The sequence below is a fragment of the Streptomyces sp. NPDC047049 genome (genome assembly GCF_040643995.1).
In the GTDB taxonomy this organism is placed as follows: Bacteria; Actinomycetota; Actinomycetes; order Streptomycetales; family Streptomycetaceae; genus Streptomyces; species Streptomyces mooreae.
This window is the reverse complement of record NZ_JBEYVM010000010.1, coordinates 160,306-183,524: the sequence shown is the minus strand read 5'-3', so window position 1 is coordinate 183,524 and position 23,219 is coordinate 160,306. Positions and strand designations below refer to the sequence as shown.

The 23,219-nt window shown below is 71.2% G+C and carries 17 protein-coding genes; 11 read left to right on the top strand and 6 right to left on the bottom strand.

All coding sequences use genetic code 11. From position 1 onward, the window contains the following. Positions 1-5: 5 nt before the first annotated feature. Positions 6-1,178, bottom strand: coding sequence for a PAC2 family protein (locus tag ABZ851_RS22850; RefSeq protein WP_361130542.1), 1,173 nt, complete (start codon positions 1,176-1,178; stop codon positions 6-8). A 261-nt stretch (positions 1,179-1,439) separates the two neighbouring features. Here ABZ851_RS22850 and ABZ851_RS22845 point away from each other — a divergent pair, with 261 nt between their 5' ends. From ABZ851_RS22845 to ABZ851_RS22810, 8 genes are all read left to right on the top strand, one after another. Beyond that, complete coding sequence (locus ABZ851_RS22845; RefSeq protein ID WP_361130718.1) at positions 1,440-2,783, top strand: enolase C-terminal domain-like protein; 1,344 nt, start codon at positions 1,440-1,442, stop codon at positions 2,781-2,783. A gap of 74 nt (positions 2,784-2,857) precedes the next feature. Further along, a complete protein-coding gene (locus ABZ851_RS22840) occupies positions 2,858-3,607 on the top strand; it encodes an SDR family oxidoreductase (protein WP_361130715.1) in 750 nt (249 codons plus the stop codon). 125 nt (positions 3,608-3,732) lie between these two features. After that, positions 3,733-4,764, top strand: coding sequence for a sugar ABC transporter substrate-binding protein (locus ABZ851_RS22835; protein ID WP_361130539.1), 1,032 nt, complete (start codon positions 3,733-3,735; stop codon positions 4,762-4,764). A 23-nt stretch (positions 4,765-4,787) separates the two neighbouring features. Then, positions 4,788-6,398 carry a sugar ABC transporter ATP-binding protein gene (locus tag ABZ851_RS22830; RefSeq protein ID WP_361130713.1) on the top strand — a complete coding sequence of 537 codons (1,611 nt, stop codon included), beginning with the start codon at positions 4,788-4,790 and terminating at the stop codon, positions 6,396-6,398. Further along, positions 6,395-7,426: an ABC transporter permease gene (locus tag ABZ851_RS22825; protein ID WP_361130536.1), complete on the top strand. Its 1,032-nt coding sequence runs from the start codon at positions 6,395-6,397 to the stop codon at positions 7,424-7,426. Before ABZ851_RS22830 ends, ABZ851_RS22825 begins: the two co-directional genes overlap by 4 nt. A gap of 7 nt (positions 7,427-7,433) precedes the next feature. After that, entirely contained in the window at positions 7,434-8,543 is a 1,110-nt protein-coding gene (locus tag ABZ851_RS22820) for an aldo/keto reductase (RefSeq protein ID WP_361130533.1), read from the top strand. Beyond that, complete coding sequence (locus tag ABZ851_RS22815; protein WP_361130530.1) at positions 8,543-9,400, top strand: amidohydrolase family protein; 858 nt, start codon at positions 8,543-8,545, stop codon at positions 9,398-9,400. Before ABZ851_RS22820 ends, ABZ851_RS22815 begins: the two co-directional genes overlap by 1 nt. A gap of 222 nt (positions 9,401-9,622) precedes the next feature. After that, entirely contained in the window at positions 9,623-10,408 is a 786-nt protein-coding gene (locus tag ABZ851_RS22810) for an SDR family oxidoreductase (protein ID WP_361130710.1), read from the top strand. Positions 10,409-10,556: 148 nt separating this feature from the next. Here the strand turns inward: ABZ851_RS22810 and ABZ851_RS22805 are convergent, their stop codons facing one another. The 5 genes from ABZ851_RS22805 to ABZ851_RS22785 form a co-directional block, all read right to left on the bottom strand. Beyond that, positions 10,557-11,228, bottom strand: coding sequence for a FadR/GntR family transcriptional regulator (locus ABZ851_RS22805; RefSeq protein ID WP_361130527.1), 672 nt, complete (start codon positions 11,226-11,228; stop codon positions 10,557-10,559). Positions 11,229-11,494: 266 nt separating this feature from the next. Beyond that, positions 11,495-13,099: a glycerol-3-phosphate dehydrogenase/oxidase gene (locus ABZ851_RS22800; RefSeq protein WP_361130524.1), complete on the bottom strand. Its 1,605-nt coding sequence runs from the start codon at positions 13,097-13,099 to the stop codon at positions 11,495-11,497. A 2-nt stretch (positions 13,100-13,101) separates the two neighbouring features. Then, complete coding sequence (glpK, locus tag ABZ851_RS22795) at positions 13,102-14,652, bottom strand: glycerol kinase GlpK (protein ID WP_336050400.1); 1,551 nt, start codon at positions 14,650-14,652, stop codon at positions 13,102-13,104. Positions 14,653-14,701: 49 nt separating this feature from the next. Next, positions 14,702-15,490: an MIP/aquaporin family protein gene (locus ABZ851_RS22790; protein WP_336050398.1), complete on the bottom strand. Its 789-nt coding sequence runs from the start codon at positions 15,488-15,490 to the stop codon at positions 14,702-14,704. Between the two features lie 229 nt (positions 15,491-15,719). Beyond that, positions 15,720-16,484 (bottom strand): IclR family transcriptional regulator, encoded by a 765-nt coding sequence (locus ABZ851_RS22785; RefSeq protein ID WP_361130519.1) that lies wholly within the window; start codon positions 16,482-16,484, stop codon positions 15,720-15,722. 269 nt (positions 16,485-16,753) lie between these two features. Here ABZ851_RS22785 and metH point away from each other — a divergent pair, with 269 nt between their 5' ends. From metH to ABZ851_RS22770, 3 genes are all read left to right on the top strand, one after another. After that, positions 16,754-20,263 (top strand): methionine synthase, encoded by a 3,510-nt coding sequence (gene metH, locus ABZ851_RS22780; RefSeq protein ID WP_361130516.1) that lies wholly within the window; start codon positions 16,754-16,756, stop codon positions 20,261-20,263. Positions 20,264-20,510: 247 nt separating this feature from the next. Further along, a complete protein-coding gene (locus tag ABZ851_RS22775; RefSeq protein WP_361130513.1) occupies positions 20,511-21,224 on the top strand; it encodes an HAD family phosphatase in 714 nt (237 codons plus the stop codon). Between the two features lie 363 nt (positions 21,225-21,587). After that, positions 21,588-23,195 carry an ABC transporter substrate-binding protein gene (locus tag ABZ851_RS22770; protein ID WP_361130510.1) on the top strand — a complete coding sequence of 536 codons (1,608 nt, stop codon included), beginning with the start codon at positions 21,588-21,590 and terminating at the stop codon, positions 23,193-23,195. The last annotated feature ends 24 nt before the right edge of the window (positions 23,196-23,219 follow it).

Here is a 23,219-nt window from a genome sequence, read left to right as displayed (position 1 = left end):
GGCGCTCAGCTTCCGGCGTCCTCGGGGCCGTCCTCCGGTCGCGCGGAGTCGGCGGAGTCGGCGCTCCCTGACGGGTTTTCCGACGGGCCGGGCGCGTCACCGGAGCCCTTGGCGCCCTTGCCGGTACCGGTGCCGGTGTCCTTCGGGCCGCCGCCCGTACCGGTGTCCTTCGGCCCCGCGGCGCTGTCGTCGCCGGGCTTCGGCTCCCGCGGCTCCTTCGACACCGGGCGGGGCGGGCGGCCGCGGCCGCTGGTGGAATCGCGGAGGTAGGAGCTGTCGCGGCCGTCGGCGAGCCCGCCCTCGGTCGCCACACCGGGAGGGGCCTGCGGGTCACGGCGGCGCAGATAGCGCTCGAACTCGCGGGCGATGGCCTCGCCGGACGCCTCCGGCAGGTCCGCGGTGTCCCGCGCCTCCTCCAGCGACTGGACGTACTCGGCGACCTCGCTGTCCTCCGCCGCCAGCTGGTCCACGCCCAGCTGCCAGGCGCGCGCGTCCTCGCTCAGCTCACCGAGCGGGATACGGACGTCGAGGAGGTCTTCCAGGCGGTTGAGCAGCGCGAGGCTGGCCTTCGGGTTGGGCGGCTGGGACACGTAGTGCGGCACCGCTGCCCACAGGCTCACCGCGGGAACGCCCGCGTGGGTGCAGGCTTCCTGGAGGATGCCGACGATGCCCGTCGGGCCCTCGTAGCGGGACTCCTCCAGGTCCAGGCGGCTCGCGAGCTCCGCGTCGGAGGTGACCCCGCTGACCGGCACCGGCCGGGTGTGCGGGGTGTCGCCGAGCAGCGAGCCCAGGACCACCAGCATCTCCACGCCCAACTCATGGGCGAAGCCGAGGATTTCGTTGCAGAACGAGCGCCAGCGCATGCTGGGCTCGATACCGCGGACCAGGACGAGATCGCGGGTCCGCCCCTTGCCGTTCTTGTCGCCGACGCGGACGACGGAGAGCCGGGTCGTCGGCCAAGTGATCTTGCGTACGCCGCCGTCCAGGAAGACGGTGGGGCGGTTCACCTGGAAGTCGTAGTAGTCCTCCGCGTCCAGCGCGGCGAAGACCTCGCCCTTCCACTCCCGGTCCAGATGCGCGACCGCGGCGGAGGCGGCGTCGCCGGCGTCGTTCCAGCCTTCGAACGCGGCCACCATGACCGGGTCGATCAGCTCGGGCACCCCCTCGAGCTCGATCACCCAGCGCCTCCTTCCGACCGGTCCGGCCACCTGGGGCGGCCGCCGGCAGCAGTTCCATTGCGTGCGTTCCCAAGACTACGGCGTCCGTGGCGCCGGTTCGCAGCCCCTTTGCGTGAGGGGGGCGAGATTCATCCGATCTGTTGCAGGGGACGTTCGGTCAACTTCCGTACGGGGTCTGGACGGTGGCCGACGCGCAGGTCTATACATCGGATGACTGGCAGACGTCCGATGTTCTTCCGCAACATCTCAGGGGGCATGCCCATGGCCGCGGCCGACACCGTCACCGGGTTCGAGGTCCACGACGTCCGCTTCCCCACCTCGGAGCAGCTCGACGGCTCGGACGCCATGAACCCGGACCCCGACTACTCCGCCGCCTATGTCGTGCTGCACACCGGCAGCGGACCGCGGGGGCACGGTCTCTGCTTCACGATAGGGCGCGGCAACGATGTCATGGCAGCCGCGATCCGGTCTCTCGCCCGGTACGTCGTCGGCCGCCCCGTACCCACCACCGCAGCCGGGCTCGCCGCACTCCACCACGACCTCACCCACGACTCCCAGCTGCGCTGGCTCGGCCCCGAGAAGGGCGTGATGCAGATGGCGGCCGGCGCCGTCGTCAACGCCGCCTGGGACCTGGCCGCCGCCCGGGCCGGCCTGCCGGTGTGGGAGTTCCTTGCCGCGCTGACGCCCGAGGAGCTGGTCTCCCTCGTCGACTTCCGCTACCTCTCCGACGCCCTCACCCCGGCCGAGGCGCTGGCGATCCTGCGTGCCGCGGCCCCCGGCCGGGCCGAGCGCGCCGCTCGCCTCAAGGCCGAGGGCTACCCCGCGTACACCACCTCGCCCGGCTGGCTCGGTTACGACGACGGCAAGCTGGTGCGGCTGGCGAAGAAGGCCGTGGCCGAGGGCTTCGGCCAGATCAAGCTGAAGGTGGGCGCCGACCTCGACGACGACAGGCGGCGGATGCGGCTGGCGAGGGACGCGGTCGGCCCCGGTGTACGGATCGCCGTCGACGCCAACCAGCGCTGGGACGTGGCCGAGGCGGTCCGCTGGATGACCGCGCTCGCGCCGTACGCCCCGCACTGGATCGAGGAACCGACCAGCCCGGACGACGTCCTGGGGCATGCCGCGGTGCGCTCCGGCCAGCCGGTGAAGGTCGCCACCGGCGAGCACGTCGCCAACCGGGTGGTCTTCAAACAGCTGCTGCAGGCCGGCGCCGTGGACTTCGTCCAGATCGACGCGGCGCGGGTGGCCGGGGTCAACGAGAACCTGGCGATCCTGCTGCTGGCCGCGAAGTACGGCGTGCCGGTGTGCCCGCACGCGGGCGGGGTCGGGCTGTGCGAGCTGGTGCAGCATCTGGCGATGTTCGACTACGTGGCGGTGTCCGGGAGTTGGGAGGACCGGGTGATCGAGTACGTCGACCATCTGCACGACCATTTCAGCGATCCCGTCGTCGTCGAGCGCGGCCGCTACCGCGCCCCGGCCGCACCCGGCTTCTCGGCCCGGATGAAACCGGCCTCGATCGCCGCCCACCGCTTCCCCGACGGTCCGGTGTGGCGCGCCCGCCGCTCCCCGCGCAGCCGGCACGGCGAACAGGAGGTCTCCGCATGAGTTCCGCACCGCTGGGTTCCGCACCGCTGGGTTCCGCACCGCACCACGCCCGGCCGCCGGCCGACTTCACGGGAATGACCGCGCTCGTCACCGGCGGCGGCTCCGGCATCGGGGCGGCCACCGCGGCCCTGCTGCTGGCGCGCGGCGCCAGGGTCGCCGTCCTGGACCGGGACCCCTCCGGCGCGCCCCCGGGGACGATCCCGGTCACGGCCGATGTCACCTCCGACGCCGCGGTACGCGCCGCCGTCGCCGAAGCGGTGGGGGAGCTGGGCGCCCTGCACACCCTCGTCGGCAACGCCGGCATCGGCGCCGTCGGCACGGTCGAGGACAACGACGACGCGGAGTGGGCCCGGGTCCTGGACGTGAACGTGCTGGGCCTGGTGCGCACCGCCCGCGCCGCGCTCCCGGCGCTGCGCCGCACCGCTGCCGGCGCCCCGGGCCGGGTCTCCGTCACCCACACCTGCTCCATCGCCGCCACCGCCGGCCTGCCACAGCGCGCCCTCTACAGTGCCGCCAAGGGTGCGGTCCTCTCGCTGACCCTCGCGATGGCCGCGGATCACCTCCGGGAGGGCATCCGCGTCAACTGCGTCAATCCGGGTACCGCCGACACCCCGTGGATCGGCCGGCTGCTGGATCAGGCCGACGACCCGGCCGCCGAACGCGCCGCCCTCAACGCCCGCCAGCCGATGGGCCGGATGGTCACCGCGGACGAAGTGGCCGCCGCCATCGCCTCCTTGGCGTCCCCGGCCGCCTCCGGCATCACCGGGACGGCGCTCGCCGTGGACGGGGGGATGCAGGGGCTGCGGCTGCGGCCCGCCACCTGACCGGCCATGACCCGTATCCGGCCACGCCCTGATTCCGGCCCGGCCCGTATCCGGCCACGACCCGCATCCGGCCCGACCCGTACAGCGCCCCGCACCAGCCGCACACCACGACCGAGGGACCACCCATGAGACTGCGTACGACCGGTGCGGCTGCCTGTGCCGCGCTGCTCGCCACCGCCGCGCTCGCCGGCTGCAACCGCGGCAGCAGCGCCGCGGGCGGCAGGATCGGCATCGACCTGCCCCGTACGGACACCGACTTCTGGAACTCCTACCAGCAGTACCTCGAAGAGGACCTGGACCACGGCGGACCGGCCGCGCTGCCGCTGTCCAACTCGCAGAACGACATCGGCAAGGTCGTCTCCAATGTGCAGGCGCTGACCGACCAGGGCGCCAAGGCCATCGTCATGGCGCCGCAGGACACCGGGGCCATCGCCGAAGCGCTGCGGCGCCTGGCGGAGAAGAAGATCCCGGTGGTGAGCGTCGACACCCGCCCCGACGAGGGCAAGGTCTACATGGTCGTACGCGCCGACAACCGCGCCTACGGCGAGAAGTCCTGCGACTACCTGGGCAGGAAACTGGGCGGCAGGGGCCGGGTCGCCGAACTCCAGGGCGACCTCAGCTCGGTCAACGGGCGGGACCGCTCCGAGGCCTTCGCGGCGTGCATGAAGAAGAAGTTCCCCAAGATCACCGTGCATGAGCTGGCGACCGACTGGAAGGGCGAGGTCGCCTCCGGCAAGCTGCAGAGCCTGCTCGCCCAGCACCCGGACGTGGGCGGCATCTACCTGCAGGCCGGCGGCGCCTTCCTGCAGCCGACGCTCGCCCTCCTGCACCAGAAGAAGCTCCTGCGGCCGGCCGGCACCGACGGGCACATCACCATCATCTCCAACGACGGCATCCCCGACGAACTGGACGCGATCCGCGCCGGAAAGATCGACGCCACCCTCTCCCAGCCCGCCGACCTCTACGCCAAGTACGCGCTGTACTACGCCAGGGCAAGCCTGGAAGGGAAGACCTTCACACCGGGCCCCACCGGCCACGGCTCGACCATCGTGAAGATCAAGAACGGTCTGGAGGACCAGCTGCCGGCGCCCCTGGTCACCAAGGACACCGTCGACGACCGGAAACTGTGGGCCAACCAGCTCGGGAAGAAGAAGTAGCGGTGGCGGCGGACGCGCACACGGTGGCGGCGAACGGGGCCGAGCCGGCGGCCAACGGGCCCGCGGCGGCGGTGCACGCCGAGGGGATCGTCAAGCGCTACGGCCCCACCGTCGCCCTCGACGGCGCCCGGCTGACCGTACGCCCCGGAGAGGCGCACGCCCTCGTCGGCCGGAACGGCGCGGGCAAATCCACCCTGGTGTCCGTACTGACCGGCATGGCACGCCCGGACGCCGGCCGGATCACCTTCGGCGGCGCGCCCGCGCCCGGCTGGGGCGACACCGCCGCCTGGCAGCGCAAGGCCGCCTGCGTCCACCAGAAGCCGATGACGGTGCCGGAGCTGACCGTCGCGGAGAACCTTTACCTGGGCCGCTTCCAGGGCGGGCACACCATCCGCTGGCGGGCGCTGCGCGAGAGCGCCCGCGAACTGCTCGCCGGCTACGGCGTCGAGGTCGACCCGGCCGCCCGGATCAAGGAACTCGGCGTCGAGCAGCGGCAGTTCGTGGAGATCGCCCGTGCGCTGTCCTTCGGCGCCCGGCTGATCATCCTCGACGAGCCCACCGCCCGGCTCGACGCCGCCGGCATCGACCGGCTCTTCGGCAAGCTGCGGGAGCTGCGCGACCGGGGAGTGGCCTTCCTGTTCATTTCGCACCACCTCCAGGAGGTCCACGAGCTGTGCGACACCGTCACCGTCTTCCGTGACGCCCGGCATGTGCTGACCGCGCCCGTCCCGGGCCTGACCAAGGACGCGCTGGTGGCGGCGATGACGGGCGAGGAGGCGGGCCCCGCGGGCCGGCCGCGGACGGCCGCGCGCCCGCCCGGCGAGCCGGTGCTGCGCACCCGGCAGCTGGCCGCCACAGGGCACTTCGCGCCGCTCGACCTGACCGTACGGGCCGGCGAGGTGGTGGGCCTCGCGGGCGCCGCGGGCAGCGGCACCACCGCGATCGGCCGGACGCTGGCCGGGCTGCGCGCCCCCGACGGCGGCCGGATCACGGTGCGCGGGCACCCGGTCCGTACGGGCAGCGTGCCGCACGCCCTCGCCGCCGGCATCGGCTACGTTCCCGAGGACCGGCACCGCGAAGGGCTCGTCCCGGGCCGTAGCGTCGCCGAGAACGCCACCCTCACCGTCGCCGGCCGGCTGGGGCCGAGGGGCACCGTACTGCCCTCCCGGACCCGCGCGTTCGCCCGCAGGATGATCGCGGCGCTGGACATCAAGGCCACCGGGCCCGGCCAGCCGGTGTCCGGGCTCTCCGGCGGCAACCAGCAGAAGGTCGTGATCGCCCGCGCGCTGGCCCGCGAGCCCGCCGTGCTGGTCGCCGTCCGGCCCACCAACGGCGTCGACGTCAAGTCCAAGGACGCCCTGCTGGGCGTCGTACGGGAGGTCGCGGACGGCGGCAGCGGCGCCGTGATCGTCTCCGACGAACTGGACGATCTGCGGATCTGCGACCGGGTGCTGGCGGTCTTCCACGGCCGGGTGACCGCCGAATTCGCCGCCGGCTGGCGCGATCACGAACTCGTCGCCGCGATGGAGGGCGTGCCGGCCGGCGAGGGCGCCGCGCCCGGCCCGTCCGGCACGGGCCGCGACCGGGCGCCCAAGGCCTGGAACACGCACGGAACGGAAGGGACCGCGCCATGACCGAGACCGTATCGCCGCCGGCCACCGACGTGGCCCGGCGCCCGCCGCGCCCCCGGCCCCGGATCGACCCGGCCCGCTGGCGGGATCTCTCCCTGGTGCCGGTGATCTTCGTGCTGGGCGTCATCGGCTTCATCGTGTCGCCCGCGTTCCTCACCCAGGACAACCTGGTCGGCGTCATCCAGCAGTCCACCGAGCTGGGCCTGCTGGTGCTCGGCGAGGCGCTCGTCCTCATCAGCGGGCGGATGGACCTGTCGCTGGAATCCACCATCGGCCTGGCACCGGTGGTCGCCCTGTGGCTGGTGATGCCCGCACACGGCGGCCGCTTCGCCGGGCTGGAACTCTTCCCCGACCAGGCCGCGATCCCGCTCTGCCTGGCCGTGGGCGCGGCGATCGGCGCCGCCAACGGTTTCCTCATCCTCACCCTGCGGGTCAACGGCTTCATCGCCACCCTCGGGATGCTCACCATGCTCCGCGGCCTGCAGGTGGGCCTCTCGGAGGGCCGGTCCATCGGCGATGTCCCGGCGTCCTTCGCCTACTTGGGCCAGGCCGACTGGCTGGGCATCCCGGCTGCCGTCTGGATCTGCCTCGCCCTCTTCGCGCTCGGCGGCGCGGCCCTCGGCTACCTCCGGCACGGGCGGGCGCTGTACGCCATCGGCGGCAACCCGGAGGCGGCCCGCGCGGCCGGCATCCGGGTGGACCGCCTCACCTGGATCGTGCTGGCCGTCGGGGGAGTGCTGGCCGCCTTCGCGGGCATCCTCTACACCGGCCACTACGGCGCGGTCTCCGCGAGCCAGGGCAACGGCTGGATCTTCCAGGTCTTCGCCGCCGCGGTGATCGGCGGCATCAGCCTCAAAGGTGGCCGGGGCACCCTCTTCGGCGCCCTCACCGGCGTCCTCACGCTCCAGCTCGTCATCAATGTGATGACCCTGGGCGGCGTGCCACCGCTGTGGACCCAGTTCCTCAACGGCATGATCATCATCGTCGCGCTGGTCATCTCCCGGTTCACCAGCGGCGAGAAGCAGGACTGAGGCCGCCGTGCACTGTCCCCCGCAGGGGCCGAGGGAGCTGGGACGGACCGGTGTCACCGTCCCGCCCCTGGGCCTGGGCTGCGCACCGCTCGGCAACCTCTACCGCGCCATCCCCGACGAGCAGGCGCAGCGCGTCGTCCACACCGCCCTCGCCACCGGCGCCGGCTACTTCGACACCGCCCCGCACTACGGCGTGGGCCTGTCCGAGGAACGCCTCGGCCGGGCGCTGCGCGGCCGCGACCGCGCCGCCTACACCCTCTCCACCAAGGTCGGCCGCCGGCTGCGGCCGCTCGCGCCGGGGGAGCGGGCCGCCGGCGAAGGCTTCGTGGATACCCCCGCCCGGGCCCGGGTACGGGACCTGACCCGCGACGGCATCCGCGCCACGCTGGACGCGTCCCTGCGGCGGCTCGGCGTGGACGCCGTCGACATCGTCTACCTCCACGACGTGGAGGACCACCTGCGGGAGGTGTACGAGACCGGCTTCCCGGCCCTCGCCGAGCTGCGCGCCGAGCGCGTGGTGCGCGCCATCGGCTTCGGCATGAACCACAGCGGTGTGCTGGCCCGCCTGGTCGCCGACCTGGACGTGGACGTGGTGCTCTGCGCCGGCCGCTGGACCCTGCTGGAGCGCACCGCCTTCGACGACCTGCTGCCGGAGTGCGAGCGCCGCGGTACCTCCGTGGTCGTCGGCGGCGTCTACAACTCCGGCCTGCTGGCCGACCCGTCGCCCGGCGCGCCCTACGACTACGCGCCCGCGCCGCCCGCCCTCCTCGACCGGGCCCGTCAACTCGGCGCCGTCTGCGCACGGTTCGGCGTTCCCCTCAAGGCCGCCGCGCTCCGGTTCCCCTTCGGGCACCGTGCCGTCGCCTCCGTGGTCGTCGGTGCCGCCGGTCCCGAGGAGATGGCCGAGAACGCCGCGCTGTTCACCCGTCACATCCCGGACGAGCTGTGGCATACGCTCGTCGCCCGCGGCCTGCTCGACCCCGATCTGCCGCTGCCCCTGCACGCTGAACCCGATGCCGACGACCCCGGGCCCATCGACGACGCCGAGGCCGGCGAGCCCGAGGCCGGCGGCCCGGGCCCGACGACCCCGCCCCCCGACCCCGGAGCGCGCCCCTGATGCGTATCGACGCCCATCACCATCTGTGGGATCCGGCCCGGCGCGCACAGCCGTGGATGGACGGGCCGTGGGCCGATCCGATCCGCCGCGGCTATGCGCTGAGCGACCTCACCCCGCATCTGACCGCGCACGGCCTCGACGGCACGATCCTCGTCCAGTCGTCGTCCTCGTACGAGGAGACCGCCGAACTCCTCACCCTGGCGACGGGGGAGGGGCCGGTCACCGGTGTCGTCGGCTGGGCCGACCTCCGCGACCCGGCACTCGCCCGGGTCCTCGCGGCGCTGCCCCCCGGCCTGGTGGGCATCCGGCACCAGGTGCAGGACGAACCCGACCCCGAGTGGCTGATCCGCCCGGACGTGCTCCGGGGCCTGGGCATCGTGGCCGACGCCGGGCTGGTCTACGACCTGCTGGTCACCCCGCGCGAACTGCCCGCCGCGCACGCCGCCGTACGTGCCGTCCCCCGGCTGGCCTTCGTGCTGGACCACGCCGGCAAACCGGCGGTCGCGGCGGGGGACTGGCAGCCCTGGGCCGACGCCCTCACCGCGCTCGCCGGGCAGGCGAACGTCAGCTGCAAACTGTCCGGGCTGGTCACCGAGGCCGACTGGGATGCCTGGCGGCCGCAGCAGATCCTGCCCTATGCCCGGCACGTCCTGGAGGCCTTCGGCCCGGGCCGGGTGATGTTCGGCTCCGACTGGCCGGTGTGCACGCTGGCGGCCGGCTACGAGGACGTCGTGGCGCTCGCGGAGTCGGCGACCGCCCACCTGGGCCCGGCGGAACGGTCGGACGTCTTCGGGGGAACGGCGGAGCGGGTGTACGGCGTCGGGACGCCGGCCGGGCAGGCGCGGCCGGGCCGCTGACGCGACGTCCGGATTCCGCCAGCTTCGTGATCCGCCGCCCCGGAGGATCGAGTCGCACCACGGAGAACACCGGCAGACCGGTGTACCCGGTGCGGAACGCGGCCGGCTCCGCAGGACTACGGACGGCTCCGCAGAAATGCGGCCGGCTCCGTGGGACCGCGGACGGCCGCGGACGACGACGGACGACTCGATGCGAAGGTGATGACGATGACGGCGACCGTGATGGCGGCCGTGACGGCGACGGCGGGGACCACGGCGGCGCACGGCCCCCGGCCGCTCACCGGCAAGGTGGCCCTGGTGACCGGCGGCAGCCGGGGGATCGGGGAGGCGACGGCGCTGCGGCTGGCCGCCGACGGTGCGGCGGTGGCCCTGACCTATCAGAGCCGACAGGACAAGGCCCGACAGGTGGTCAAGGAGATCGAGCGGGGCGGCGGGCAGGCCTGGGCGGTACGGGCCGACTGTGGTGAAGCGGAAGAGGTGCGGGCCTCGGTGGACGGCACCGTCGAACGGTTCGGGCGGCTGGACATCCTGGTGAACAACGCGGGCATCGGCGTGCTCGGTCCCTTCGAGGGGATCTCCCTGGACGACGTCGACCGGGTGCTGCGGACGAATGTCCGGGCCCCGTTCCTGGCGGCGCAGGCCGCGGCCGCTCATCTCGCCGAGGGCGGCCGGATCCTCTCCATCGGCAGCTGTATGGCCGAGCGGGTCGCCTTCCCCGGCGGCACCCTCTACGCCACCAGCAAGGCCGCCCTCGCCGGCCTGACCCGGACCCTGGCCAAGGAGCTGGGGCCGCGCGGCATCACCGCCAACCTCATCACCCCGGGCCCCATCGCCACCGATATGAACCCGGCCGACGGCGAGAGCGCGACGATGCAGGCCAAACTCACCGCCCTGGGGGCGTACGGCCGGGCCTGGGACGTCGCGGCGACCGTGGCCCATCTGGCAGGCGAGGGCGGACGGTACATCACGGGCGCCTCGATCGCGGTGGACGGAGGCTTCGCGGTCTGACCGGCAGCGCCGGAGGGACCATCGTCCGGAGGGACGGCCGCGGGAGCACCGGAGGGACGGCCGCGGGAGCACCGGAGGGACGGCCGCGGGAGCACCGGAGGGACGGCCGCGGGAGCACCGGAGGGACGGCCGCCGCGCGGCACCGGCCTCACAGCGACGCGCGCAACCACTGCTCCACGCTGGCGATATGCACCGTCGCCCACGCCCGCGCCGCCTCCGCGTCCCGGTCGCGCAGCGCCCCGAGGATCGCGCGGTGCTCGGTGAGGGTGCGGGCCACCGCGTCCTTCTGCGTCAGCCCCCGCCAGATCCTGGCCCGGGTGGTCGGCCCGGACAGCCCGTCCAGCAGGGAGCAGAGCACGGAGTTGCCGGACGCCGCGACGATCTGGCGGTGGAACTCCAGATCGCCGGCGACCAGATCCTCCACCGAAGGACTCGGTCCCAGCGCGTTCAACCGGTCCTCCAGGGCGTTCAGTTCCTCCAGGCCTATCCGGCCGGCCGCCATGGCCGTGGCGGCCGGCTCCAGGATCCGGCGGACGGCAAGGAACTCCAGCACGGTGTCGTCGCGGTGGAAGTCCACCACGAAGCTCATGGCCTCCAGCAGGAGTTGCGGATCGAGGCTGGTGACATACGTGCCGTCGCCCTGGCGCACATCCAGGATGCGGATCAGGGAGAGCGCGCGGACCGCCTCGCGCAGCGAGTTGCGGGACAGGCCGAGCTCGGCCGCCAGTTCGCTCTCCTTCGGCAGCCGGTCACCCGGCCGCAGCGCGCCGGAGACGATCATGCCCTTGATCTTCTCGATGGCCTCGTCGGTGACCGCCATGCCGACCTCCCCGTTCGCACCCGCCCGGATACCGCCGCCCGGATGCCGTCACCCGGGTACCGCCGCCCGGATGCCGTCACAGACATCCGATGTCTGAGCCCATTATGGCTCGGTACGCCGCCCCCGCCCGCTCCCGTACGCGGTGCTGTCCATGGGTACGACGGAGGGGGCGGCCCCCCGTGAACCGCCCCCTCGTCATGCGCTGTACGTCACCGTGAGGCGCCGTCAGCTCCCGGCCGCCGTCCAACAGCGGCCGGGTGCCGCCGTCAGCCGGCCAGCATGTCCTTGACCTTGGCCCGCACGTCCTCCGTGTCCAGGCCGCGGATCATCAGCGTGGTGCGGCGGCGCAGCACGTCGTCGACCGTCTCGGCCCACTCGTTGTCCCGGGCGTAGGCGACCTGCGCCCAGATCTCCGGCGCGTCCGGGTGGATGCGCTCGGCCAGTGCCGGGTTTTCGTTCGCCATCCGCGCGATGTCGAAGGACAGCGAGCCGTAGTGGGTGGCGAGGTGCCGGGCGGTCTCCGGGGCCATCCGCGGGCCGGGCGTACCGCCGTCGACGAGCAGCCGGTGCGCCACCGCGTTCGGGTTGGCGATACCGGGCAGCGGGAGCTTCTTCGGCAGGTGCGCGATCGGCTCCATGTCCTCGGCCAGCGGGTGGCCGGGCAGCGCGGCGAGCTTGTTCATGACCGTACGGCCGATGTGCCGGAAGGTCGTCCACTTGCCGCCCGCCACCGACAGCATGCCGCCGCTGCCCTCGGTCACCACCGTCTCGCGCTTGGCCTTGGAGGTGTCGCCGGGACCGCCGGGCAGCACCCGCAGACCCGCGAAGGAGTACGTGATCAGATCACGCGACAGCTGCTGGTCGCGGACGGAGAAGGCCGCCTCGTCCAGGATCTGGGCGGTGTCCTTCTCGGTGACGGAGACATCCGCCGGGTCGCCCTCGAACTCCTCGTCCGTGGTGCCCAGCAGCAGCATGTCCTCCCAGGGGAGGGCGAAGGTGATGCGGTACTTGTCGATCGGGGTGGCCAGCGCGGCCTTCCAGGGCGCGGTCCGCTTGAGGACCAGGTGCGCGCCCTTCGACAGCCGGATGGAGGGGGCCGCGTTCGGGTCCTCCATCTTGCGCAGGTGGTCCACCCACGGGCCGGTGGCGTTGAGGACCAGGCGGGCGTTGACGCCGAACTCCTCGCCCTCCATCCGGTCCTTGAGCTCCGCACCGGTGACCCGGCCCTGGGTGAAGCGCAGGCCGGTGACCTCGGCGTGGTTGAGGACCGTGGCGCCGGCCTCGGCCGCCGCACGGACGGTCATCAGGGCCATCCGCGAGTCGTTCATCTGGTCGTCGCCGTACACGGCCACGGCCTTGAGGTTGTCCGTCCGCAGCTCCGGCACGTCGCGCTGCGCCTTGGCCGGGGATATGACGTGGCCGACGCCGTCGCCGAACGCGGACAGCGCCGAGTAGGCGAAGACGCCCGCGCCGAGCTTGGCCGCGCCGTGCGGGCCGCCCTTGTAGACGGGCAGGTAGAAGGTCAGGGGGTTGGCGAGGTGCGGTGCCACCTGGCGGGACACCGCACGCCGCTCGAAGTGGTTCTCCGCCACCAGCTTGACCGCGCCGGTCTGCAGGTAGCGCAGACCGCCGTGGAGCAGCTTGGAGGAGGCGGAGGAGGTGGCGCCGGCGAAGTCACCGGCGTCCACCAGGGCAACCCGCAGTCCGGCCTGTGCGGCGTGCCAGGCGGTGGAGATGCCCAGGATGCCGCCGCCGATCACCAGGAGGTCGTACGTCGCCTTGGAAAGCTGCTCCCGAGTCTCGGCGCGGCTCGCGTGCGAACCACTGGCCGGGTGCGTCCCGAGTGCCGGGGCGCTCTGCAGGGTGCTCATTTTTACTCCTCGACAGTGCTGTCATCGAGCCAGCCCATGGAACGTTCCACAGCCTTGAGCCAGCTCTTGTACTCGCGGTCACGGGTGGCCGCATCCATCCGGGGGGTCCACTCGGCGGCCCGGCGCCAGTTGGCGCGCAGCTCGTCGGTGCTGGACCAGAAGCCGACGGCCAGTCCGGCCGCGTAGGCAGCGCCGAGACAGGTGGTCTCGGCGACCATCGGGCGCACCACGGGTGCGTCCAGGAAGTCCGAGATCGTCTGCATCAGCAGGTTGTTGGAGGTCATGCCGCCGTCGACCTTGAGCGCGGTCAGCTCGACGCCGGAGTCCTTGGTCATGGCGTCGGTGATCTCGCGGGTCTGCCAGGCGGTGGCCTCGAGCACGGCGCGTGCGATGTGCGCCTTGGTGACGTAGCGGGTCAGGCCCGCGATGACACCGCGCGCGTCCGAGCGCCAGTAGGGGGCGAACAGGCCGGAGAAGGCCGGCACGAAGTACGCGCCGCCGTTGTCCTCGACCGTGCTGGCCAGGGTCTCGATCTCGGCCGCGCTGTTGATCAGGCCCATCTGGTCGCGCATCCACTGGACGAGCGAGCCGGTGACGGCGATGGAGCCTTCCAGGGCGTAGACCGGCTGCTGGTCGCCGATGCGGTAGCCGACCGTGGTCAGCAGGCCGTTGTAGGAGTTCACCGGCTCGTGGCCGGTGTTCATCAGCATGAAGGTGCCGGTGCCGTACGTGGACTTGGCCTCGCCCTGCTCGAAGCAGGTCTGGCCGAACAGCGCGGCCTGCTGGTCACCGAGCGCCGAGGCGACCGGGACACCGGCCAGCACACCGCTGGTGCTGCGGCCGTAGACCTCGGAGGAGGACTTGATCTCCGGCAGCACGGCCGCCGGGATCTCCATCGACGCCAGGATCTTCGGGTCCCACTCCAGGCGGTGGAGGTTCATCAGCATGGTGCGCGAGGCGTTGGTGACGTCGGTGACGTGGACGCCGCCGTCGACCCCGCCGGTCAGGTTCCAGATGACCCAGGAGTCCATGGTGCCGAAGAGGATGTCGCCGCGCTCGGCGCGCTCGCGCAGGCCCTCGACGTTGTCGAGCAGCCAGCGGATCTTCGGGCCGGCGAAGTACGAGGCCAGCGGCAGGCCGGTCTCGCGGCGGAAGCGGTCCTGGCCGACGTTGCGGCCGAGCTCCTTGCAGAGCGCGTCGGTGCGGGTGTCCTGCCAGACGATGGCGTTGTGGACGGGCTCGCCGGTGGTGCGGTCCCACAGGAGCGTGGTCTCGCGCTGGTTGGTGATACCGATCGCCTTGACGTCGGCGGCGGTGAGCCCGGCCTTGTGGACGGCGCTGTCGACGACCTGCTGGACGTTGTTCCAGATCTCGGTGGCGTCGTGCTCGACCCAGCCCGGCTTCGGGAAGATCTGCTCGTGCTCCTTCTGGTCGACCGAGACGATCCGGCCGTCCTTGTCGAAGACGATGCAGCGGCTGGACGTGGTGCCCTGGTCGATGGCCGCGATGAACGGCCCATGGCCGTGGGAAGCGGTGCTGGGGTTGTCGCTCATGGTGTGCTCCAAGAAGTCGGTGCGGGCGGAGTCGGGGCGGTCAGGCGGCTCAGGCGAACGCCACCTGGTAGATACCACCGGCGAGGGCTCCGCCGATGAGCGGGCCGACGACCGGGATCCAGGCGTAGCCCCAGTCTGACCCGCCCTTGTTCCGCAGCGGCAGAAGCGCGTGCACGATGCGCGGGCCGAGGTCGCGGACCGGGTTGATGGCGTACCCGGTCGGACCGCCGAGCGACAGGCCGATGCCGGTGACGACCAGCGCGACCAGCAGGGTGCCGATGACGCCGACGCCCTTGCCGTTGTCGCTCAGACCGAGCGTGAGGATCGACAGCACGAGCACGGTGGTGGCGATGATCTCGGTGGCCAGGTTCTGCACCGCGTTCCGGATCTCCGGGCCGGTGGAGAAGATGCCGAGGACCGGTCCGGCCGCCGGGGCGGCGGACTGGTCGACCAGTCCCTCCTCGCCGGTGTGGTCGGCCAGTACCTCGGGGTCACTCAGATGGGCCTGGAACTGCCCGTAGTAGGTGATCCACACCAGTACCGCGCCGATCATGGCACCGAGCATCTCGCCGCCGAAGTAGACCGGCACCTGGTTCCACTCGATGCCGCCCTTGATGGCGAGACCGATGGTGACCGCAGGGTTGAGGTTGGCGCCGGACTTCGCGGCGATGTAGGCACCCGTGAGGACGGCGAAGCCCCACCCGAAGGCGATGGCCACCCATCCGGCGTTGAACGCCTTGGAGCGCTTGAACGTGACGGCGGCGCAGACGCCACCGCCGAGCAAGATCAGAACAGCGGTACCGATGGTTTCGCTGATGAAGATGTCGGAGCTGGACACCCGCGACTCCTTTGTCCTTCGTCCAGGGGAAGACGAACCCCGGGTCCCGTCCGGTGGTCCGTACCCTCCTAGAGGGCGGTGGTCGGCCCGCGGCAATGCCCCACCATAGCGAATATTGCCGTTAGGTGTTCGACAATGCCGACCGACGAACGGCAGTTTTGTTCACCGGTAGAACCCCGTCAAGGGTTCCGTGGCGAAAAACTTAGGTGAACTTATGGGGTGAATCCGGTCAGAATCGCCCTGCGCCAAGATCCCGGGACACAGCCCGTGCGCAATCCCTCACAGCAGCGATGATTTCCGGCCGCAGCTCGCCCTCCTGGCAGACCCTCTCGACCGCCCCCGTGACGCCCACCGCACCCACCGGCATCCGCCGCCGGTCGTGGATCGGCGCCGCCACCGAGGCCACGCCCTCCCAGGTCTCCTCCACGTCCGCGGCCCAGCCCCGTGCCCGGATCAGGTCCAGCAGCCGCTCGAAGTCCGCCAGCCCGGTCACGGTGTGCGGGGTGAACGCCGTCCGGTCCGCCTCGACGATCTCGCTGTGCGCCACCGGGTCGTACGCCGACAGCACCTTGCCCAGCGCCGTGCTGTGCAGCGGGTGCATCGCGCCCACCTCCAGCACCTGCCGGCTGTCGTCCGGGCGGAAGACGTGGTGGACGATCAGCACCCCCTGCTGGTGCAGGACGCCCAGGTAGACGGCCTCGCCGCTGGAGCGGGCCAGATCGTCGGTCCACACCAGGGCGCGGGCGCGCAGCTCGTGCACGTCCAGGTAGCTGTTGCCCAGCCGCAGCAGCTCCGCGCCCAGCTGGTAGCGGCCGGACGCGACGTCCTGCTCGACGAAGCCTTCCTGCTGCAGTGTGCGCAGGATCCCGTGGGCGGTGCCCTTGGCCAGTCCCAGGGAGGAGGAGATGTCGGAGAGTCCCAGCCGCCGTTCCCCTCCTGCGAGCAGCCGCAGCATCGCTGCGGCGCGCTCCAGCGACTGGATGGTGCGTGCCATCGGGCAACCTCCGAAGTGAGCGGTTCGACAATGCTGAACGATATCGGTCCATGCCAACTTCAGTCAGCGTTCCGCGACCTTTTGCCGGGCGAACGGAGTCTGCCAACGATCATGGTTGGTGCGCGCAGGGGGGTGGAGGGCGGCCGGGCGGTGCTGTCCACGGCGTGGAACGGGGAACACGTGTACCGGACCGGCAGCTACGCTGGCCGGGTGCGCCCTCTGAAGGCGGGTGCAAAGCCGACAGCCGTCGCAACCACGGGAGCATCTCCATGGCCTCGAACACGCCAACGTCCGACAACACGTCTCGCGTCGCATCCCTGCGCGAGGCGCTTGCCTCGCGGGTGGTGGTCGCCGACGGGGCGATGGGCACCATGCTGCAGGCGCAGGATCCGACCATGGAGGACTTCCAGCAGCTCGAGGGCTGCAACGAGATCCTCAACCTCACCCGGCCCGACATCGTGCGCTCGGTGCACGAGGAGTACTTCGCGGTCGGTGTCGACTGCGTGGAGACCAATACCTTCGGTGCGAATTTCGCCGCGCTCGCGGAGTACGACATCCCCGAGCGGGTCTTCGAGCTGTCGGAGTCCGGTGCCCGGATCGCCCGTGAGGTCGCCGACGAGTTCACCGCCTCCACCGGCCAGCAGCGCTACGTCCTCGGCTCCATGGGGCCCGGCACCAAGCTGCCGACGCTGGGCCACGCCCCGTACGTCACGCTGCGTGACGCCTACCAGCAGAACGCCGAAGGCATGATCGCCGGCGGCGCCGATGCCCTCCTGGTGGAGACCACCCAGGACCTCCTGCAGACCAAGGCCGCCATTCTCGGCGCCCGCCGGGCGCTCCAGGCCACCGGCACCCACCTGCCGGTGATCTGTTCCGTGACCGTGGAGACGACCGGCACCATGCTGCTGGGCTCGGAGATCGGTGCCGCGCTGACGGCGCTGGAGCCGCTGGGCATCGACATGATCGGCCTGAACTGCGCCACCGGCCCCGCCGAGATGAGCGAGCACCTGCGCTACCTGGCCCGGCACTCCCGCATCCCGCTGGCGTGCATGCCGAACGCGGGCCTGCCGGTGCTGGGCAAGGACGGGGCGCACTACCCGCTGACCGCGACGGAGCTGGCCGACGCCCAGGAGACCTTCGTCGCCGAGTACGGCCTCTCCCTGGTCGGCGGCTGCTGCGGTACGACGCCGGAGCACCTGCGGCAGGTCGTCGAGCGGGTCCGCGGCACCGCCCCCACCGCCCGCGATCCGCGCCCCGAGCCGGGCGCCGCCTCGCTGTACCAGACGGTGCCGTTCCGCCAGGACACCTCGTACCTGGCGATCGGCGAGCGGACGAACGCCAACGGGTCGAAGAAGTTCCGGGAGGCGATGCTGGAGGGCCGCTGGGACGACTGCGTGGAGATGGCGCGCGACCAGATCCGCGAGGGCGCCCACATGCTCGACCTGTGCGTCGACTACGTCGGCCGGGACGGCGTGGCCGACATGGAGGAGCTGGCCGGCCGGTTCGCCACCGCCTCCACCCTGCCGATCGTGCTGGACTCCACGGAGCTCAACGTCATCCAGGCCGGTCTGGAGAAGCTCGGCGGCCGTGCGGTGATCAACTCCGTCAACTACGAGGACGGGGACGGCCCGGAGTCGCGGTTCGCGAAGGTCACCGCGCTGGCGGCCGAGCACGGCGCGGCGCTGATCGCGCTGACCATCGACGAAGAGGGCCAGGCCCGCACCGCCGAGCACAAGGTCGCCATCGCCGAGCGGCTGATCGAGGACCTGACGGGCAACTGGGGCATCCACGAGTCGGACATCCTCATCGACTGCCTGACCTTCACCATCTGCACGGGCCAGGAGGAGTCCCGCAAGGACGGCATCGCCACCATCGAGGCGATCCGCGAGCTGAAGAAGCGCCATCCGGACGTCCAGACCACCCTCGGTCTGTCCAACATCTCCTTCGGCCTGAACCCGGCCGCGCGCATCGTCCTCAACTCCGTGTTCCTGGACGAGTGCGTCAAGGCCGGCCTGGACTCCGCGATCGTGCACGCGAGCAAGATCCTGCCGATCGCCCGGCTGGAGGAGGAGCAGGTCAAGGCCGCCCTCGACCTCGTCTACGACCGGCGCAGCGAGGGCTATGACCCGCTGCAGAAGCTGATGGAGCTGTTCGAGGGCGTCAACACCAAGTCGATGAAGGCCGGGCGGGCCGAGGAACTTCTCGCCCTGCCGCTGGAGGAGCGCCTCAAGCGCCGCATCATCGACGGTGAGAAGAACGGCCTCGACACCGACCTGGAGGAAGCCCTCCAGGACCGCCCGGCCCTCGACATCGTCAACGACACCCTGCTGGAGGGCATGAAGGTCGTCGGCGAGCTGTTCGGGTCGGGGCAGATGCAGCTGCCGTTCGTGCTGCAGTCCGCCGAGGTCATGAAGAGCGCGGTGGCCTACCTGGAGCCGCACATGGAGAAGTCGGACGACGAGGGCAAGGGCACCATCGTGCTGGCCACCGTCCGCGGCGACGTCCATGACATCGGCAAGAACCTCGTCGACATCATCCTGTCCAACAACGGCTACAACGTGGTCAACCTCGGCATCAAGCAGCCGGTCTCGGCGATCCTGGAAGCCGCCGAGGAACACCGCGCCGATGTCATCGGGATGTCCGGTCTGCTGGTCAAGTCCACGGTGATCATGAAGGAGAACCTGGAAGAGCTCAACCAGCGCAAGATGGCGGCCGACTTCCCCGTCATCCTCGGCGGTGCCGCGCTGACCCGCGCCTATGTCGAACAGGACCTCCACGAGATCTACGAGGGCGAGGTCCGCTACGCCCGCGACGCGTTCGAGGGCCTGCGCCTGATGGACGCCCTGATCGCCGTCAAGCGCGGCGTGCCCGGCGCCACCCTCCCCGAGCTCAAGCAGCGCCGGGTGCCCAAGCGGGACACGGCCGTGCTGGAGGTCGAGGAGCCCGAGGGCGCGGTGCGCTCCGACGTCGCCATCGACAACCCGGTCCCCGAGCCGCCGTTCTGGGGGACCCGCGTCGTCAAGGGCATCCAGCTCGCCGACTACGCGTCCTGGCTGGACGAGGGCGCCCTCTTCAAGGGGCAGTGGGGCCTCAAGCAGGCCCGCACCGGTGACGGCCCGACGTACGAGGAGCTGGTGGAGACCGAGGGACGCCCCCGGCTGCGCGGCTGGCTCGACAAGCTCCAGACCGAGAACCTGCTGGAAGCCGCCGTCGTACACGGCTACTTCCCGTGTGTGTCCAAGGGCGAGGACCTGATCCTGCTGCACGAGGACGGCACCGAGCGCACCCGCTTCACCTTCCCCCGCCAGCGCCGCGGCCGGCGCCTGTGCCTGGCCGACTACTTCCGCCCCGAAGAGACCGGCGAGACGGATGTCGTCGGGCTCCAGGTCGTGACGGTCGGCTCCAAGATCGGCGGCGCCACCGCCGAACTCTTCGAGGCCAACTCCTACCGCGACTACCTCGAACTCCACGGCCTGTCCGTCCAGTTGGCCGAAGCCCTCGCCGAGTACTGGCACGCCCGGGTCCGCGCCGAGCTGGGCTTCGCGGGCGAGGACCCGGCCGACGTCGAGGACATGTTCGCGCTCAAGTACCGCGGCGCGCGCTTCTCGCTGGGCTACGGCGCCTGCCCCGACCTGGAGGACCGCGCCAAGATCGCCGACCTGCTGCAGCCGGAGCGGATCGGTGTCGAGCTCTCCGAGGAGTTCCAGCTGCACCCCGAGCAGTCCACCGACGCCATCGTCATCCACCACCCGGAGGCGAAGTACTTCAACGCGCGGTAGCGGGACGAACCCGGAGCGGCCCCGGAGGACCGGGAGCGCCACGGGGTGTCGTGACACCCGGTAATTCCGCGTGAGCGGGTCAGGGCCGTCCCCGGGTCACTCCGGGGCGGCCCCGACCTCCTTCACCACGCATTCCGGCCCGTACCGTCGTACACTTATCGGTCCGGTAGTGGCCGGTCGTTTCCCCAGCCGGGGATGGCGACCGGCCCTTTCGTCCCTCCGGGGACGTCGCAACGGAGGTGGATGGATGACCAGCAGCATCCCCGCAGTCGGCACCCGAACGGCCGAAGCCGCGACCCTCCAAGCCGTATTCCTCGATCTGGACGGCACGCTCGTCGACACCGAGGGATTCTGGTGGGAGGCGGAGGCGGAAGTCTTCGCCGAGCTCGGCCACATCCTCGACGACACCCACCGCGAGGTCGTGGTCGGCGGCCCGATGACCCGCAGCGCCGGGTATCTGATTCAGGCCACCGGTGTCGACATCAGCCTGACCGAGCTCAGTGTGCTGCTCAACGCCGCGTTCCTGGCCCGGATCAGGCGGGGCATCCCCCTGATGCCGGGCGCCCGCCGACTGCTGGCCGAGCTGGCCGCCCACGAGGTGCCCACCGCTCTGGTCTCCGCCTCGCACCGCGCCATCGTCGACCAGATGCTGCACTCCCTGGGCCCGGAGAACTTCCGGCTGACCCTCGCGGGCGACGACCTGGAGCGCACCAAGCCGCACCCGGACCCGTATCTGACGGCCGCCGCGCGCCTGGGGGCCGACCCGGCGTGCTGCGCGGTCATCGAGGACACCCTGACCGGTGTGGCCGCGGGGGAGGCCGCGGGCTGCCCGGTCGTCGCGGTGCCGTCGGTGACGCCGATCCCGCCGGCCCTGGGCCGTACGGTCGTGCCCTCGCTGGAAGAAGTCGATCTCCCATTTCTCCGTACGCTCATCACGGAAAGCCGGGGAACCGTGCACTGAGCGTGTCCCGGAGAATGCCCCTCAGAACCGAGGGGAGTGGCCCGCTCATTTTCCGTGACGAATGCGATGACTGAATTCCGGCCTCGTCACGGTTCCTTGAACGCGTGACGTTTCTCACGTGCCGGGCCGTCGACAGTGGAACCCATGGGTGTTCCAGAGGGGCTGCCGGGGGGTTTGGGCGGGGGTAAGTGTCCGGATTGGTGGAGCAACGCGCGAATCGTTCCACCGTCCGGATATCGATCACCCGCCCGTCGTTATCCGGAGCCCATATCGAATCAACTCCTTTGTGTCTGAGACTGGCTGGCCGTTCCTACTAATGTCGACGCGAGCAACACCTCTGCGCTGATAAGGAACCTGCCGACGATGAATCGCAAGACCCTGGTGCTGCCGGCGCTGGCCGGTCTCCTCGCCCCCGTCCTCGCAGCCTGTGGCGGCACGGACGGCGCGGGCGAAGGCGGCGATCCGATCGTCGTGGGCGTCCCCACCGTGATCGAGGCGACCAAGGCGGCGCCCGCGCCGCTCGACCCGGCGCAGGCCTACGACGTCGATGCGTGGAACATGCTGCGCGGCACCCTGCAGACGCTGATGCGGCTGCCCAGGACCGGCACCGCGCCGGTACCCGAGGCGGCCGAATCCTGCGGGTTCCGCGACACCCAGAACGAGCAGTACCGCTGCACCCTGCGCAGCGGTCTGAAGTTCTCCAACGGGCACGCCCTGACGGCACAGGACGTCAAGTTCTCCCTCGACCGCATGCGGACCATCAACAACACCAACGGTCCGGTCGCGCTGCTCGACGACATCGACAAGGTCGAGACGCCCAACGACAAGGAGGTGGTCTTCCACCTCCGCAAGCCGGACGCCACCTTCCCGCAGAAGCTCGCCACCCCCGCCGCGGCCATCGTCGACAGCGAGGTGTACCCCAAGGACCGTCTCTACAGCGGCTTCGACGTGGTCGGCTCCGGCCCGTACACGGTGAAGACGGAGCGCAGGAACAACCGCATCACCAAGGCCACCTTCACCAAGAACCCCGGCTACAAGGGCGGGGTGAACGTGAAGAACGACAAGGTCGAGATGCGCTTCTTCGCAGACTCCAAGGCCACGGAGCAGGAGCTGCGCAAGGGGGATGTCGACCTGATGTACCGCGGGCTGTCGCCCGACCAGGTCAGGGAACTGCAGAACTCCCAGGACAAGCACGTCATGATCCAGGAGATGCCGGGGCAGGAGATCCGCTACCTGGCCTTCAACACCAAGGACCCGGCCGTCTCCAACAAGGCCGTGCGGAAGGCGATGGCGCAGATCGTCAACCGCTCGGAGCTGGTGCGCGACGTCTACTCCTACACCGGCGACCCCCTCTACTCGATGGTTCCCACCGGCCTCACCGGTCACATCAACTCGTTCTTCACCAAGTACGGGAACCCCAGCGTGACCGCGGCCCGTAAGACGCTGCAGCAGGCGAACATCTCCACCCCGGTGAAGTTCACGCTCACGTACACCACGAACCACTACGGCTCCAGCACCGCCAAGGAAGTCCGTGCGCTGCAGAGCCAGCTCAACAGCACCAAGCTGTTCGACGTCAGCGTCAAGGGCGTCGACAGCTGGCAGCAGTACCGGACCGACGCCCTGCACGGCAAGTACAGCGTCTACAACATGGGCTGGTTCGCGGACATCCCGGACCCGGACAACTACATCGCGCCGTTCATCGGCAAGCAGAACTTCCTCGGCTCCCCGTACCGCAACCCCAAGATCGAGTCGCAGCTGATCCCGGACAGCCGGCAGCAGAGCGACCGCAACGCCGCCGCGGCCAACTTCAAGCAGGCGCAGGACCTCATCGCCGACGACGTACCGCTCCTCCCGCTGTGGCAGGGCAAGCAGTACGTGGTCGCCCGCGATGACGTCACCGGCATCGAGTGGGCGCTCAACTCCTCCTCGTCGCTGCAGATCTGGGAGCTCAGCCGCGGCGTCGCCGACTGAGCCGCGGATCCGGCCGATGCAGTA